Below are 13,897 nucleotides of genomic sequence, written 5' to 3' on the forward strand. Positions count from 1 at the left end.
GCGCCAGCGGTTTTTCCCTTCGTTTTTTCATGGACTTAGGGCCCCGTTGATGCAGCCTGACGGGCCGGCGAATCCAGCCACCCGAAGCAGCGGAAAAATCGCGCCCCGAACCGCCCTTTTTCGCGCCTCAGGAGCCGAACACGACCTGGTGCATGAGCCGGCCCGGCAGCAGCGTGAACACCCCCGCCAGGATCAGGGCGCCGGCATAGATCGAGATCATCGTGATCCTGTGGGCGCGGACACGGCGCGCGCGGGCCGCCACGATCGCCACCACCAGCATGACGGGCGTGAACACCGAGATCAGGTGGATCGGGCTCCACGGCCCCCACAATTTGATGCCGTGGATCAGGAACGAGGAAGCGCTGATCACCAGCATCAGCACGACCCAGACCCACCCCAGCGCCCGGTGCGGCAGCGTGCCCTTGGGCGCGGCGAGCTGAACCGCGCCGAGCACGAAGGCCGCCAATGCGGCGAAGGCATGAACCTGGATTTCCGGAGCGGCGGCGAACAGCGGAGCGAGCGACATTCGAAACACCTGCGAAACAGAGGAGACGATCGATGTAATGAGCATTCACATCAATCTTTCCAGTGTCAAGTTTATTCGCACGATGCTCGACAACGCATCATGGCCGGACTCTGGAGCCCGGCCATGATCGAAAGCTACTTGTCGCTCGAACGGTGAGCGACCGGAATGCGCAGCATTTCCGGTCAGATGCCTCGCCGCGATCAGAACGGAATGTCGTCGTCCATGTCGCTGTTGCGGGCGCCGGCGCCGGCCGCCACGCGGCGCGGTGGCTGGCTGGACGACGGACCGCCAGAGCCGAAATCGCCGCCGCCGGATTCATCCGGCCCAAAGCTGCCGCCACCGCCGGCCGCGCCGCTGCGGCCATCGAGCATGGTCAGCGTCGAGTTGAATCCCTGCAGCACGACTTCGGTCGAGTATTTCTCGACGCCGGACTGGTCGGTCCATTTGCGGGTCTGCAGCGCGCCTTCGATGTAAACCTTGGCGCCCTTCTTGAGATACTGCTCGACGATTTTGCAGAGCGGCTCGGAGAAGATCACCACGCGGTGCCACTCGGTCTTTTCCTTGCGCTCGCCGGTGGCCTTGTCGCGCCAGGTTTCGGAGGTTGCCACGCTCAGATTGGCGATCGGCCGTCCGTCCTGGGTCCGCCGGATTTCCGGATCCTTGCCGAGATTTCCGACCAGAATCACCTTGTTTACGCTTCCCGCCATCGCCGCTCTCCACTCCTGGAATGTACTGAACTGTCCGGATCCTGACGCCGCCGGCTTAATTCCGGGATTGCCTTCAGGATCATGTTTGGGACCATCTTGAACCCGACCCTATACGCTCGCAGCTGCCGCGCGCCTTGCGATCCCCTCGGGATCGCAAGGTTATCCACATATAGCATTCCCGCCGGCAATGTTCCAGTTTTGTTCCGCACATTGTTAGGTTGCAGCCCGCGCGCCGGTATCCCGGCACGGCGGCGACGCATCGGGGGTCCAAAGTTCCATCCGGTTCCCGCCAGGTTCCAAAATTTCGTAAACAAATCAATAACTTCCGACGATTCACTTCGCGGCCGAGTGTTGCATTTCGGAGACGGCTTTTTCTATGGAATCGAATATTGTCATTCTTGGAATTGAGATTGTTTGGGCGCTCGCCCCCGAAAATTCAAACCGCTTCGGGACCAAAGGAAGCGGATTAAAACCGGAGACACTGAGATGAAGAAGTTTTTGCTGGGTACTGTTGGTTTGGTTGCGTTGAGCCTGTCCGCGCCGGCATCCGCCGCTGACATGGCTGCGCGTCCCTACACCAAGGCGCCCCCGATGGTCGCCGCGATGTATGATTGGAGCGGTTTCTACGTCGGCGTCAACGGCGGCTGGGGATCGAGCCGCAAGAGCTGGGACTTCGTCACGCCGGCCGGCGTGTTCGTCGCAGGCGAAGGCAGCCACGATGCAACCGGCGGCACCGTCGGCGGCCAGATCGGCTATCGCTGGCAGGCTTCGCAGTGGGTGTTCGGCTTGGAAGCACAGGGCAACTGGGCTGATTTCCATGGCCGCAACACCAGCCAGTTCAACCCGATTTTCGGCAACGACACCCGCGTCGATGCCTTCGGCCTGTTCACCGGCCAGGTCGGTGTCGCCTTCAACAACGCCCTGCTCTACGTGAAGGGCGGCGCCGCGGTGACTTCGGATCGCTATCGCTCCTACGCGGTCGCCAACAATGCGATCGTCACCAACAATGTCGACGACACCCGTTGGGGTGGCGTGGTCGGCGTCGGTCTGGAATACGGCTTCGCCCCGAACTGGTCGTTCGCGGTCGAATACGATCACATGTTCATGCAGGACAAGACCTACACCTTCACCAACAACGGCGTTGCCGCCGCGGCTGGCACGCTGTTCGGCACCGATCGCATCCGTCAGGACGTCGATCTGGTTACCGCCCGCATCAACTACCGTTGGGGCGGCCCGGTCGTCGCGAAGTACTGATCTTCCCGACCCGATCTCGATCAAGCTACGAAAGGCCGGCCTTGCGCCGGCCTTTTTGTTTGTCGCGGTACTGCCATCTGCTGCCATCGAATCCGCCCTGAAAACAAACGGTTGATGATTCGCGGCGGGGGCTGGAAATCGCCGCAGTTCTTCCTATGTTCCATGCTTCACCCCATCGGCGTAAGGTCCCGGTTGATCCGGCGATGCGCGCCTGAACGCTAGCGGCGTCGTACGCGCCTTGGGAATGCCGACATGGATGAAGTGATCAGGGCGAAGCGCCAATCGAACGCCGGCTCCGGCATGCGCGCGATCACCATTCGCGGCGCGCGCGAGCACAACCTCAAGAACGTCGACCTGGAAATCCCGCGCGACAAGCTCGTGGTCTTCACGGGGTTGTCGGGCTCCGGCAAATCCTCGCTCGCCTTCGACACCATCTATGCCGAGGGCCAGCGCCGTTACGTCGAATCGCTGTCGGCCTATGCGCGCCAGTTCCTGGAGATGATGCAGAAGCCCGACGTCGACCAGATCGACGGGCTGTCGCCGGCGATCTCGATCGAGCAGAAGACCACGTCGAAAAATCCGCGCTCCACCGTCGGCACCGTCACCGAGATCTACGACTACATGCGGCTGTTGTGGGCCCGCGTCGGGGTACCCTACTCGCCCGCCACGGGGCTTCCGATCGAAAGCCAGATCGTCTCGCAGATGGTCGACCGCGTGCTGGCGCTGCCCGAGGGCACCCGGCTCTATCTGCTGGCGCCCGTTGTGCGCGGCCGCAAGGGCGAATACCGCAAGGAACTCGCCGAATATCTCAAGAAGGGTTTTCAGCGCGTCAAGATCGACGGCGCCTTCCACGAGTTGTCGGAAGCGCCCACGCTCGACAAGAAATTCCCGCACGACATCGACGTGGTGGTCGACCGCATCGTGGTCCGCCCCGATATCGGCCAGCGCCTCGCGGAAAGCTTTGAGACCGCCCTGAAACTCGCCGAGGGCCTGGCGGTGATCGAATACGCCGACGCGCCGCCCGCCGCCGCCGCCCCCGAGAAAAAGTCCGACAAGAAGACCGCCAAAATCCACGACAAGACCGGCGCGGAACGGATCCTGTTCTCGGAGAAATTCGCCTGCCCGGTCTCCGGTTTCACCATTCCGGAAATCGAGCCCCGGCTGTTCTCCTTCAACAACCCCTATGGCGCCTGCCCCGCCTGCGGCGGCCTCGGCGTCGAGCAGCACATCGACGAGGAGCTGGTCATTCCCGACAAGGAGCTGACCCTGCGCAAGGGCGCGATCGCGCCATGGGCGAAATCCTCGTCGCCCTATTACATCCAGACCCTGACGGCGCTCGGCAAATTCTACAAGTTCACGCTCGACACCAAGTGGAAGGACCTGCCCAAGAAGGTGCAGCAGGCGCTGCTGCACGGCTCCGGTGACGACGAGATCAAGTTCTCCTACGAAGACGGCGTGCGTTCCTACGACACCAAGAAACCGTTCGAGGGCGTCATCACCAATCTCGACCGCCGTTACCGCGAGACCGAGAGCGAATGGGCGCGCGAGGAACTCGGCAAGTATTTTTCCGACATTCCCTGCGAGGGCTGCCACGGCCACCGGCTGAAGCCGGAGGCGCTGTGCGTCAAGATCGGCGGCAAGCATATCGGCGAGATTTCGGAACTGTCGGTGCGCCGCGCCGGCGAATGGTTCGAGACCGTGCCAAAGGCGCTCAATGCCCAGCAGAACGAGATCGCCGCGCGCGTGCTGAAGGAAATCCGCGAGCGGCTGTCCTTCCTGCTCGACGTCGGCCTCAACTACCTGACCCTGGCGCGCGCCTCCGGCACATTGAGCGGCGGCGAAAGCCAGCGCATTCGCCTCGCGTCGCAGATCGGCTCGGGACTGACCGGCGTGCTCTATGTGCTGGATGAACCTTCGATCGGTTTGCACCAGCGCGACAATGCGCGGCTGCTGGAAACCCTGAAGCGGTTGCGCGACCTCGGCAATACCGTGATCGTGGTCGAGCATGACGAGGACGCCATCCGCCTCGCCGACTACGTCGTCGACGTCGGCCCCGGCGCCGGGGTCCATGGCGGCAACATCGTCGCCAAGGGCACGCCCGCGGAAGTCATGAACAATCCGAAATCGCTGACCGGCAAATATCTCACCGGCGAATTGTCGGTGGAAATCCCCGAGCGCAAGCCCCCGAACCATCGCCGCACCATCAAGGTGATCAACGCCCGCGGCAACAATCTGAAAAACGTTTCGGCGGAAATTCCGCTGGGGCTGTTCACCTGCGTCACCGGCGTTTCCGGCGGCGGCAAGTCGACCCTGCTGATCGACACCCTCTACAAGGCCATCGCGCGAAAACTCAACAATGCCAGCGAGGGCGCCGCCCCGCACGACCGCATCGAGGGCCTCGAGCATATCGACAAGATCATCGACATCGACCAGTCGCCGATCGGCCGCACCCCGCGCTCCAACCCCGCCACCTACACCGGCGCCTTCACCCCGATCCGCGAATGGTTCGCCGGCCTCCCAGAGTCCAAGGCACGCGGCTACGAGCCCGGCCGCTTCTCCTTCAACGTCAAGGGCGGCCGCTGCGAGGCCTGCCAGGGCGACGGCGTCATCAAGATCGAGATGCACTTCCTGCCCGACGTCTACGTCACCTGCGACGTCTGCAAGGGCAAGCGTTACAACCGCGAAACCCTCGAAGTGCTGTTCAAGGGCAAGAGCATCGCCGACGTGCTCGACATGACCGTCGAGGAAGCCGCCGAATTCTTCAAGGCCGTCCCCCGCGTCCGCGAAACTTTTAAAACGCTGCACCGCGTCGGCCTCGACTACATCCATGTCGGCCAGCAGGCCACCACCCTCTCGGGCGGCGAAGCCCAGCGCGTCAAGCTGGCCAAGGAACTGTCAAAGCGCGCCACCGGCCGCACGCTCTACATCCTGGACGAGCCGACCACCGGCCTGCATTTCCACGACGTCAAGAAGCTATTGGAAGTGCTGCACGAGCTGGTCTCGCAGGGCAACACGGTGGTCGTGATCGAGCACAATCTCGAAGTGATCAAGACCGCCGACTGGGTCATCGACCTCGGCCCCGAAGGCGGCGACGGCGGCGGAGAGATTGTCGCCTGGGGTCCGCCGGAGGATATCGTGAAGGCGCCGCGGAGCTATACGGGGAAATTTCTCGGGCCGGTGCTGGCGAAGGCGGATGGCAGCAGGAAGAAGCGCGGGGCGAGTGAGGCGGCGGAGTAGCGGCAGGACTTGATATATATTGAGCGACACCCTCAATCACATTCGCTCTCTTGCGGAACGCGGCGCGATCCGGCCGCCATGCGAGGACCGAGCGTTCTCGTGCTGCAGTGGGATCTCTCGCGAAGGCCGGTTCATGTGGTTTGGGCAATCCCCAAGGATCACTCAGAACCCGGAGTTATGGTGACGGCCTACCGGTCGGATCAGGAGAGATGGTCGTCCGACTTCTTGAGGCGGAAAATACGATGATCCGAAAAACAATCAAACTCATCCATGAAGGCCGCTACGCGGCGGAAGTCCCTGTCGAACTTATCGAGGATGACACCGGCTGGTCGCCGTATCTTTCGCTGGACGACGCAAAGAAGCTCGACGCGGTCCGGCTGGCATTGCGCAAAGGTGAGATCGCCGAAGCTGCAAAGCACGGCCGAGTGTTTGAATTGACGCCGATTTCGGCCTGACGGCGTAAACGCGCAGCGCGTAGGGCGGAATAGCGCAGCGTATTCCGCCTACGGGCACCGCTGCTGCTGCCCTACGCAGCGTCTGCCGGCCTCACGCGCTTGGCGATCTCCGCGCCCTTCTCCCGCTCGACGACGCCGATGTCATATTGGCCCTGCAAATCGAGCCAGAACTGCGCACCGTTGCCAAAATAGCGTCCAAGGCGAACTGCTGTATCGGCGGTAATCGAGCGGCGGCCGTTGAGAATGTCCGTAACGCGGCCCGAGGGCACGCCAATGTCCAGCGACAACCGGTTGGCGCTGAGCTTGCGGGCCGTCAGTTCGCGCTTCAACAAGCGCCCGGGGTGTACGACAGGAGCCATGACGGTCAACCTATATGGTAGTCCACGATCTCAACCTCGTGGGCATCGCCTTTGTGAAACTCGAAACAGATACGCCAACGCTGGTTTACCGTCATCGCCCACTGCCCCCTGCGATCACCCTTGAGCTTGTGCAAGCCAACGCTTTTCAACGGGCTCAGATCGTTGAGTGACTTGGCGACATTCAACGCCACCAGCAGATCGATCGCAGCCTCGAAATCCAGCCCGCGAAATTGATTTGGCTGCTCGCCGTCCCAAATCTTTCGGGTCGCGGAATTTCGCCACGAGCGGATCATGGCACGAACGTACTACGGGAGACGGTGAATGACAAGGCATAGACTGGGCATCTCCTAGCGCTATACCCACGAATAATCACTCCTCCACCACCGCCTCGACAAACCCCTTCGGATCCTCGCAAAACTCCCGCATGATCTTGTAGTGATCCGTCTCCTTCACGCTCACCGGCTCCAGCCCGTATTTTGTCAATCGCAACAGCCGCGCGTTCGGATAGGCCATCAACATCGGCGAATGCGTGGCCATGATGATCTGGCAATGGCCGGAATTTTCCATTCGCCGCATCAGCTTCAAAAACTCCATCTGGCGCGACGGCGACAGCGCGGATTCCGGTTCGTCGAAGATGTAGATGCCCTGGCGCTGGCAGCGCTCCTCGAAGAAGCGCAGAAAACCCTCGCCGTGCGAATGGGAGAGGAAATCCGGCGGCGGTCCGCTCAGCGGTTCGCGGGCTGCTTCGTCGAGATATCTGGCGACGGAGAAGAAACTCTCGGCGCGGAAGAACCAGCCGTTGGTGACCTTCGGTAGCCAGCTGGCGCGAAACGCGCTGGAGAGCCGGCCGCCCATCGCCTCGATGGCGATGGAATGATCGACGGGCATATAGCCCTTGCCGCCGCCGGCTTCGTCATAGCCGGCGAGCACGGCGATGCCTTCGAGCGGAGTGGATTTGCCGGTGCCGTTCTCGCCGACGATGATGGTGATCGAGCGATCGAAGCTCAGCTCGAAATCATCGCTCAGGAACGGCAGGCAGAACGGATAGGCGGCGCGGTCGGCGATCCGCGACGGTTCGAGCCAGACGCGCCTGAGATATGGCGCGGGCAGATCGATCGGTCGGGTTCGTCTGGAGGCCATGATTTCAGCTCCGCAGGAATTCAGAACGTAACAGGAACGCCGCCTGCATGGAAGGAGATCCCCGGCGGCGCGGCGTTTCACGCCGAGCCGGGTCGGCACCCCTCGCCGCCTGCGACAAATCAACCCGTCGGGTAATATTTCGCTTTTTCAGAAGGGCAAATCACCCGTACATATCTGCCCGTCTCACCCGGCAAGAGGGGCGGCCGCGATCGTCACGAAACGCGCGGTGGGATGCGGTGGACGCGGATGCGCCTTTGACGAACGGCGCGGATGCAGATGGCGAAATCGTGTGGGCCTGGCACCCCGACGCTGGTGTCAAGTTCGCGCTCAGGCGCGCGGACGACGGTGGCAAGAAAGCCCGGTCACCGGGGCGAGCTCGTATAAGCCTCAAAGCCACTGCGCAGGGAAGGCCGGAGTGTTTCCGCTGAACCTGTATGCTCGTGTGCGCATTTACTCGTGCATTTTGCACACGGGACCGCGGGTGCAGCGCGCACCCGGTCTTCCCTGCGCCCTCTCGATTGGAGGGCCGAACGATCTGCAAAACTTCGGGCACGTCGTGCCGCGAGACCATAAGCGCATGTTTGAGTTTGATCGTGCCCTCAGTCGTCATCGCCCGCGCAGGCGGGCGATCCAGTATTCCAGAGACGACAGTAACAGAACCGGGAAGGCACTGTGTACTGGATCCCCCGCCTGCGCGGGGGATGACAGTCGGAGGTTGTGGGCCAAGCTAGCCGCGCATCCGTTCCGCCACCACTTCCAGCACCAGCTCCATCGTCATCAGCACCGGATTGTCGCCGCGCGTCAGCCGGCCCTCGGCGAGGCCGCCGGTGTAGTCGACCACGGCAATGTCGAGCTCTGCTTCGAGCGTGCCGCCTGGCCTCGCCGCGATGGCCCCCGAGCGGATCGCGAGTTCGGTCGCGAACGGCTCGACGATGCGGCCGTCCGCGAAGCGCACGCCGATGGTGCTGCCGACGCCGCCGTGAATCCTGGCGTTGATGATTCCGCGTTCCCGGCAGAACGTCTCCAGGGCGCCGGCAAAGTCCTGGTTCGGCCGCAGCCGCAGCGCGAAGGCGCGGCTGGTCGTCCCGGCGGCAGCGGTCGGGGAAGCAACCGGCCCGAACAGCTTGAAATTGGTCTCGGGGTCCGGCTCCGCCACAAACATCGCGCCGTCGATGCCGAAGGCATCCACCGCAAAGGGTTCGGCAACAAGAGTCTCCTCCGGCAGAATATGGCCGCCGCCGGCACGGCCATCGGCTTCCACCCACAATGCGTGGCAATGGAAGAACGGCGCGCCGTCGCGCTGCCCCAGAGTCATCGCGCCCGTTGTGAGCCGCGAGATACCGGCTGGCCTGAAAGTGTCGCTGTAGAACGCGGCGTTGGCGCCGGTCTTCGACAGCGCCGGCATCACATAGGCGAAGGGGCCGAGCGCGCCGCTCCTGATGTTCAACACGCCGCCGGCAAAGCCTTGCGCCGCGAAGCCACGTCGCGCCGCCTCCAGCAGCGGCAGGCCGGCTTCGAGCGTGAAGGCGAAGGCGCGGCCGCGGGCTTCGACCCACTGGATGCGTTCGGGGTTCGCCGGGCCGGGCTGCTGGATGCTTCGCATGGCTCAGCGGCCGCCAGCGGCGGGCGGGATAGGGTCGAGCAACCCCCTAGCCTCCAGCTCGTCGCGGACCAGCCGCTTCGGAATCTTGCCGTAGCCGGATTTCGGCAACGCCTCCCAGAAAAAGAAGCGCTTCGGCATCTTGTAGCGCGGCACCTTGGTGGCCAGGAAGGTGGCCAGTTCCAGTTCGCTCACCGCGGCCGAGCCTTCGCGCGCCACGCAGACTGCAATGCCCACCTCGCCCCAGACCGGGTCCGGCACACCGACGATCGCCACCTCGCCGATTCCAGGATGCGTCAGAATCTTCTCCTCCACCTCGCGCGGGTAGATGTTGGACCCGCCCGATATGTACATATCCGAAGCGCGGCCAGTGATGTAGACGAATCCCTCGTTGTCCATGTGACCGAGATCGCCGGTGCGGAACCAGCCATCGCGAAACGCCTTGGCGTTGGCGTCGGGGTTGTCGTAGTAGCCGGCGAACACGGCGGGACCGATCACGCAGATCTCGCCGGTCTCGAACGGCTTGAGTTCGCGCCCGTCGTCGCCCTGGATCGAGACCTGCATGCCCGTGCGCTCATAGCCGCAGGAGCCGACCCGCGCCTGCGGTCCGTCCTCGGCATCGTGCAGCTCCGGCGGCAGCACCGTGATGTTGCCGGTGACCTCGCCGAGTCCAAAATACTGCACCAGCACCTTGCCGAGCTTTTTCAGGGCCGCCTTCTGGTCCTCGCGGTACATCGGCGCGCCGGCATAGATGATGTAGCGCAGCGAGGAGTGGTCGAAACGATCGACCGCGGGATGCTCGACCATCATCTTCAGGATGGTCGGCACGGTAAAGATATTGGTGACGCGGTGGGTCTCGATCAGCCGAAATGCCTCGTTGATGTCGAACCGCTCCGACGGCAGCAGGATAGTCGGCACCCCGCGCGCGACCTGCACCAGCTGATGCAGGCCGGCGCCGTGCGACAGCGGCGCCACCACCAGCGACGCATCGTTCTCCGTGGTGCCGGGCATCAGGTCGGCCAGATGATTGGTCACCACAAACGCCATCTGGCCGTGGGTCAGCACCGCCGCCTTGGATCGCCCTGTCGTGCCCGAGGTGAAGAAGAACCAGCAGGGATCGTCATACTCGACGGCGGTGTTTTCGAACCTGGCACCCGTATGCGCTGATATGACCTCGCTCACCGATGTCCCGGCGAAGGCGCCCTCGCCGATCCGCCAGGTGAATTCGAGCGCCGGGCTCGCCGCCTTGACGGCCGCCGCATGTTCAGGAAAATCGCCGTGGCACAGAAAGGCCCTGGCGCCGGAGGCGGTCGCGAGATACGCGACTTCATCCGGCATCAGCCTGAAATTGGTGGGAACCCAGACCGCGCCGAGCCGGAAGGCCGCGAACATCGACCAGAACATCTCGTCGCAATTCTTGGAATGCACCAGAATGCGGTCGCCCTTGACGACGCCGCTTGCCGCGAGGGCTGCCGCCAGTGCCGAGACGTGGCCGTCGATCTCGCGCCAGTTCCAGGACCTGTCGCCCCAGATGAAGCCGGCGCGGTCGCCGTGGCGGCGGGCATTTTGCGTCAGCATGTAAGAGAGGTTCATGACCCGGCGGGACATGCGCAGGATGCCGCCGGCGGGCGCGGCAGCGGGTACGGGTTCGATCACGTGGACGGCTCCGGAATTGAAAGCTTCTGCATGGCAAATCTGGCGACGATGTTTCGCCGATCCGCGATTGCAATAATAGCCCTAAACGGATGAAGATGTCGCCATGACCTTCGCTTCAATGACCTTCCATTCCCTGAAGAGCAGCATCCGCCGCCTCTACGAAGGCGCGACGCCGCGCGGCGTCCGTTTCCGCTATGCCCTGCTGGCGTTCGATATCGTCACGGTGCTGTTCATCATCGCGACCTCGTTCCTGCCCCCCAGTGAGATCATCGAGACGCTCGACGTCCTGTTCGGCATCGGAATCCTCTCGGATTTCGCCGCGCGACTGCTGGTCAGCCGGCATCGGTTGCGCGAATTCACCCGTTTTTCGACCTGGACCGATGTGGTTGCCATCGTCTCGTTCCTCGCGCCGCTGGCGGGAGAAGCCGGCGGCTTTCTTCGCATCCTGCGAACCTTGCGGCTGCTACGCGACTACCAGATGCTGGTGCGGCTGCGTACCGACAGCTCGTTCTTCCGGCGCAATGAAGATGTCATCTTCGCCGTCACCAACCTTGCGGTATTCATCTTCGTGATGACTGCGATCGTCTACGAGACCCAGAAATTCCGCAACGAGCAGATCGGCAATTATGCCGACGCGCTGTATTTCACCGTCACGGCGCTGACCACCACCGGCTTTGGCGACATCACCCTGCCCGGCACGCTCGGCCGCCTGATCTCGGTCGTCATCATGATTTTCGGCGTGACCCTGTTCTTCAATCTCGCCCGCGCGCTGCTGAACCCGAACAAGGTCCGATTTCCCTGCCCGTCCTGCGGCCTGCAGCGCCACGACAGCGACGCCGTGCATTGCAAGGCGTGCGGCGTGGTGCTGAATATTCCCGACGAGGGCCAGTCCTAGCGCCGGCGCGACGGCGGCATCCTCAGCGCAAGCCCGTCCCGCCGCAGCGCTGGCATTTCACCACCTTGTCGCCCTTCTTCAGCAGGCCCTTGCCCTCGCAATTCTTGCATTTCTGCTTCTTCTTGATGTTGGGGCCCTTTTGGCTCGTCATGACGTTCTCCAGACCAGAAGCGCTGCAGCGCCGGCAAGACGACCGCGTGCGCGCCAACAGCTTATAGGCTGATCCGGCCGGCATGAGGACAGCCATGATTGCCCGCCGGATGCCGGTTCTGGTCTGCCGCAAGCCTGGAGCGGCAGAAGGCAGCGCCGCTACGGCGTCACCCCAAGCTGTTGCAGGCTGGCCCGCGCCGTCGAAAGATCCGGGCGCAGTTCCAGCGCCTTCCTGAAATCGGCGATCGCGCCCGCCTTGTCGCCGAGCCGCAATTTCGCCTGCCCGCGGTTGTTCCAGGAGAACACGTCGGCCGGATCGTATTGCACTGCCTTGTCGTAATCGGCGAGGCCCCCCTTGTTGTCGCCCTTGTAGAGCCGGATCATGCCGCGATTGCGCCAGCCGCGCACGTCCGTCGGCGCCAGCCTTATCACTTCGGCATAATCGGCGGCGGCGCGGTCAAGCTGTTCGGAATCGTGCCAGGCATTGCCGCGGTTGATATAGGCGAGCACATCGGGCCTGAGCCTGATCTGCACGCTGTAGTCCTCGATCGCGCGCGCCATGTCGCGCTTGCGATAATGGAGATAGCCGCGATTGCCGTAGGCGATGGCCAGCGCGGGATCATGTTTGATGGCGGCATTGAAATCGGTCAAGGCGCGCTCCAGATCGCCCCTGCCGGCCCAGGCGTCGCCGCGATTGTTGTAGGCCAGCGCGAAGCCGGGATCGATGCGGAGCGCCTCGTCATAGTCGGCCATGGCACGGTCGAGGTCGCGCTTGATGGCGTAGACACGGCCGCGGTTGGTATGGGCGCAGGGATAGGCCGGGTCGAGCCGGATGGCCTCGTTGAGATCGGCGAGCGCGGCATCGAGGTCGCGCTTTTCGGTCAGGCCATGGCCGCGGTTGCAAAACGCCGCCGCGAGCTTGCGGCCGGTCTCCGCCCTGGCGTCGATCACCGACGAGCACGCCGACACGCGGTCATCGGGGGTGGATGTCGCGCCGATGCACGCCTGCCATGACGGCTCACCCTGGGCCGATGCCGCTGACGGGAGTGACAGCGTCAGGGCTGCGCCGAGCAGGGAAGCGGCCAGGCCATCCAAAATACGCATCTTCGCAATCCCTCCCTGCGTCACCTGCTTAGTCGCGGGTTTGCATCGGCGGGTTCACGCTCCTAAATGAGGGCAAGGAAATCGTTTCGGGAGAATTCAGGTATGGCGGCAGCATCCGTTCGCGACAACAAGGCGCAAAGCCGGTTCGAACTCGACGTCGAGGGCACACTGGCGTTCGCCGATTACCGCCTGACGCCGTCGGCCGTCGTCATCACCCACACCGAAACGCCGCGCGCGCTGCGCGGCCGCGGTATTGCCTCCGAGCTGGTGCATGGCGCGCTGCAGCTGATCCGCGCCGACGGATTGAAGGTGATCGCCGGCTGCGGTTTTGTCGGGGATTACCTGCGCAAGCACCCGGAATTTGCGGATCTGGCGGGGTGAGCAAAACGCCACCCGCGAGTTATGTCCGGGTGGGCAATTCTCGGGACGCAGCCATGCGCTGTGGCCATCCGTAACACTACGTGGACCTTGCTGCATCGCAATGAACAGTTAACGGATCGGTGCGACGAAAGCGCACCGGCACCAGCCAGTGCCCCATGCTCAACTTCCTGGAAAATCGGCCATGTTCATTGCATCTCTCGTCGGCGCCATCGCGCAATACCTTAGCTATCGATCGCAACTCACCAGCATCAGCCAGCTCGACGATCACATCCTGCGCGACATCGGCCTCAACCGCAGCGAACTGCGATCCGCGGCCTGGGATATGGCCGTGCACGGCGCCGGACACTGATCGCAGCGTTTCGTTCGCATACAAAATAGGCCCGCCATTCGGCGGGCCTTTTGCTGTCGCGCGACGCTGCGCCGATGGCTTGCC

General features: G+C 63.3%; 16 protein-coding genes. 7 read left to right on the plus strand and 9 right to left on the minus strand.

From position 1 onward, the window contains the following. Positions 1-127 precede the first annotated feature (127 nt). Entirely contained in the window at positions 128-526 is a 399-nt protein-coding gene (locus Q7T45_RS20440; RefSeq protein ID WP_304873131.1) for a DUF2306 domain-containing protein, read from the minus strand. Between the two features lie 200 nt (positions 527-726). Continuing rightward, positions 727-1,233 carry a single-stranded DNA-binding protein gene (locus tag Q7T45_RS20445; protein WP_304873073.1) on the minus strand — a complete coding sequence of 169 codons (507 nt, stop codon included), beginning with the start codon at positions 1,231-1,233 and terminating at the stop codon, positions 727-729. 486 nt (positions 1,234-1,719) lie between these two features. Here Q7T45_RS20445 and Q7T45_RS20450 point away from each other — a divergent pair, with 486 nt between their 5' ends. From Q7T45_RS20450 to Q7T45_RS20460, 4 genes are all read left to right on the plus strand, one after another. After that, entirely contained in the window at positions 1,720-2,487 is a 768-nt protein-coding gene (locus Q7T45_RS20450; protein WP_304873075.1) for an outer membrane protein, read from the plus strand. A gap of 252 nt (positions 2,488-2,739) precedes the next feature. Then, positions 2,740-5,724 (plus strand): excinuclease ABC subunit UvrA, encoded by a 2,985-nt coding sequence (uvrA, locus tag Q7T45_RS20455; protein WP_304873076.1) that lies wholly within the window; start codon positions 2,740-2,742, stop codon positions 5,722-5,724. Positions 5,725-5,802: 78 nt separating this feature from the next. After that, positions 5,803-5,970, plus strand: coding sequence for a DUF4258 domain-containing protein (locus Q7T45_RS29050; protein ID WP_370691325.1), 168 nt, complete (start codon positions 5,803-5,805; stop codon positions 5,968-5,970). Continuing rightward, on the plus strand, positions 5,934-6,179 hold the full coding sequence (locus tag Q7T45_RS20460; protein ID WP_304873077.1) for a hypothetical protein: 246 nt from the start codon (positions 5,934-5,936) through the stop codon (positions 6,177-6,179). Before Q7T45_RS29050 ends, Q7T45_RS20460 begins: the two co-directional genes overlap by 37 nt. A gap of 71 nt (positions 6,180-6,250) precedes the next feature. On the opposite strand, the gene Q7T45_RS20465 is transcribed toward Q7T45_RS20460, so the two are convergent. The 5 genes from Q7T45_RS20465 to Q7T45_RS20485 form a co-directional block, all read right to left on the minus strand. Then, on the minus strand, positions 6,251-6,538 hold the full coding sequence (locus Q7T45_RS20465) for a HigA family addiction module antitoxin (protein ID WP_304873132.1): 288 nt from the start codon (positions 6,536-6,538) through the stop codon (positions 6,251-6,253). 5 nt (positions 6,539-6,543) lie between these two features. Further along, positions 6,544-6,831 carry a type II toxin-antitoxin system RelE/ParE family toxin gene (locus Q7T45_RS20470; RefSeq protein WP_304873078.1) on the minus strand — a complete coding sequence of 96 codons (288 nt, stop codon included), beginning with the start codon at positions 6,829-6,831 and terminating at the stop codon, positions 6,544-6,546. A 76-nt stretch (positions 6,832-6,907) separates the two neighbouring features. Then, entirely contained in the window at positions 6,908-7,678 is a 771-nt protein-coding gene (locus tag Q7T45_RS20475; protein ID WP_304873079.1) for an AAA family ATPase, read from the minus strand. 727 nt (positions 7,679-8,405) lie between these two features. Beyond that, positions 8,406-9,281 (minus strand): PCC domain-containing protein, encoded by an 876-nt coding sequence (locus Q7T45_RS20480; RefSeq protein ID WP_304873080.1) that lies wholly within the window; start codon positions 9,279-9,281, stop codon positions 8,406-8,408. A 3-nt stretch (positions 9,282-9,284) separates the two neighbouring features. After that, positions 9,285-10,931 (minus strand): acyl-CoA synthetase, encoded by a 1,647-nt coding sequence (locus tag Q7T45_RS20485; protein ID WP_304873133.1) that lies wholly within the window; start codon positions 10,929-10,931, stop codon positions 9,285-9,287. A gap of 121 nt (positions 10,932-11,052) precedes the next feature. On the opposite strand from Q7T45_RS20485, the gene Q7T45_RS20490 reads away from it, so the two are divergent. Then, on the plus strand, positions 11,053-11,829 hold the full coding sequence (locus Q7T45_RS20490) for a potassium channel family protein (RefSeq protein ID WP_304873134.1): 777 nt from the start codon (positions 11,053-11,055) through the stop codon (positions 11,827-11,829). Between the two features lie 22 nt (positions 11,830-11,851). Here the strand turns inward: Q7T45_RS20490 and Q7T45_RS20495 are convergent, their stop codons facing one another. Next, entirely contained in the window at positions 11,852-11,980 is a 129-nt protein-coding gene (locus Q7T45_RS20495) for a hypothetical protein (protein ID WP_304741461.1), read from the minus strand. A gap of 158 nt (positions 11,981-12,138) precedes the next feature. After that, positions 12,139-13,083, minus strand: a complete 945-nt coding sequence (locus Q7T45_RS20500; protein ID WP_304873081.1) for a tetratricopeptide repeat protein — start codon at positions 13,081-13,083, stop codon at positions 12,139-12,141. Between the two features lie 102 nt (positions 13,084-13,185). Between Q7T45_RS20500 and Q7T45_RS20505 the strand changes: the two genes are divergently transcribed. Together Q7T45_RS20505 and Q7T45_RS20510 are read left to right on the plus strand one after the other, a co-directional pair. Continuing rightward, positions 13,186-13,464: a GNAT family N-acetyltransferase gene (locus Q7T45_RS20505; protein WP_304873082.1), complete on the plus strand. Its 279-nt coding sequence runs from the start codon at positions 13,186-13,188 to the stop codon at positions 13,462-13,464. 181 nt (positions 13,465-13,645) lie between these two features. Continuing rightward, positions 13,646-13,813, plus strand: coding sequence for a DUF1127 domain-containing protein (locus tag Q7T45_RS20510; protein ID WP_304873083.1), 168 nt, complete (start codon positions 13,646-13,648; stop codon positions 13,811-13,813). The last annotated feature ends 84 nt before the right edge of the window (positions 13,814-13,897 follow it).

Source organism: Bradyrhizobium sp. (assembly GCF_030646015.1).
GTDB lineage: Bacteria > Pseudomonadota > Alphaproteobacteria > Rhizobiales > Xanthobacteraceae > Bradyrhizobium.

Excerpts from the sequence above, each read along its gene's own strand:
- Q7T45_RS20480 (WP_304873080.1), bottom strand. The coding sequence starts at position 9,281 with ATGCGAAGCATCCAGCAGCCCGGCCCGGCGAACCCCGAACGCATCCAG.
- Q7T45_RS20445 (WP_304873073.1), bottom strand. The coding sequence starts at position 1,233 with ATGGCGGGAAGCGTAAACAAGGTGATTCTGGTCGGAAATCTCGGCAAG.
- Q7T45_RS20495 (WP_304741461.1), bottom strand. The coding sequence starts at position 11,980 with ATGACGAGCCAAAAGGGCCCCAACATCAAGAAGAAGCAGAAATGCAAG.
- Q7T45_RS20460 (WP_304873077.1), top strand. The coding sequence starts at position 5,934 with ATGGTCGTCCGACTTCTTGAGGCGGAAAATACGATGATCCGAAAAACA.
- Q7T45_RS20465 (WP_304873132.1), bottom strand. The coding sequence starts at position 6,538 with ATGGCTCCTGTCGTACACCCCGGGCGCTTGTTGAAGCGCGAACTGACG.
- Q7T45_RS20470 (WP_304873078.1), bottom strand. The coding sequence starts at position 6,831 with ATGATCCGCTCGTGGCGAAATTCCGCGACCCGAAAGATTTGGGACGGC.
- Q7T45_RS20500 (WP_304873081.1), bottom strand. The coding sequence starts at position 13,083 with ATGCGTATTTTGGATGGCCTGGCCGCTTCCCTGCTCGGCGCAGCCCTG.
- Q7T45_RS29050 (WP_370691325.1), top strand. The coding sequence starts at position 5,803 with ATGCGAGGACCGAGCGTTCTCGTGCTGCAGTGGGATCTCTCGCGAAGG.
- Q7T45_RS20475 (WP_304873079.1), bottom strand. The coding sequence starts at position 7,678 with ATGGCCTCCAGACGAACCCGACCGATCGATCTGCCCGCGCCATATCTC.
- Q7T45_RS20510 (WP_304873083.1), top strand. The coding sequence starts at position 13,646 with ATGTTCATTGCATCTCTCGTCGGCGCCATCGCGCAATACCTTAGCTAT.
- Q7T45_RS20505 (WP_304873082.1), top strand. The coding sequence starts at position 13,186 with ATGGCGGCAGCATCCGTTCGCGACAACAAGGCGCAAAGCCGGTTCGAA.
- Q7T45_RS20490 (WP_304873134.1), top strand. The coding sequence starts at position 11,053 with ATGACCTTCCATTCCCTGAAGAGCAGCATCCGCCGCCTCTACGAAGGC.
- uvrA (WP_304873076.1), top strand. The coding sequence starts at position 2,740 with ATGGATGAAGTGATCAGGGCGAAGCGCCAATCGAACGCCGGCTCCGGC.
- Q7T45_RS20440 (WP_304873131.1), bottom strand. The coding sequence starts at position 526 with ATGTCGCTCGCTCCGCTGTTCGCCGCCGCTCCGGAAATCCAGGTTCAT.
- Q7T45_RS20450 (WP_304873075.1), top strand. The coding sequence starts at position 1,720 with ATGAAGAAGTTTTTGCTGGGTACTGTTGGTTTGGTTGCGTTGAGCCTG.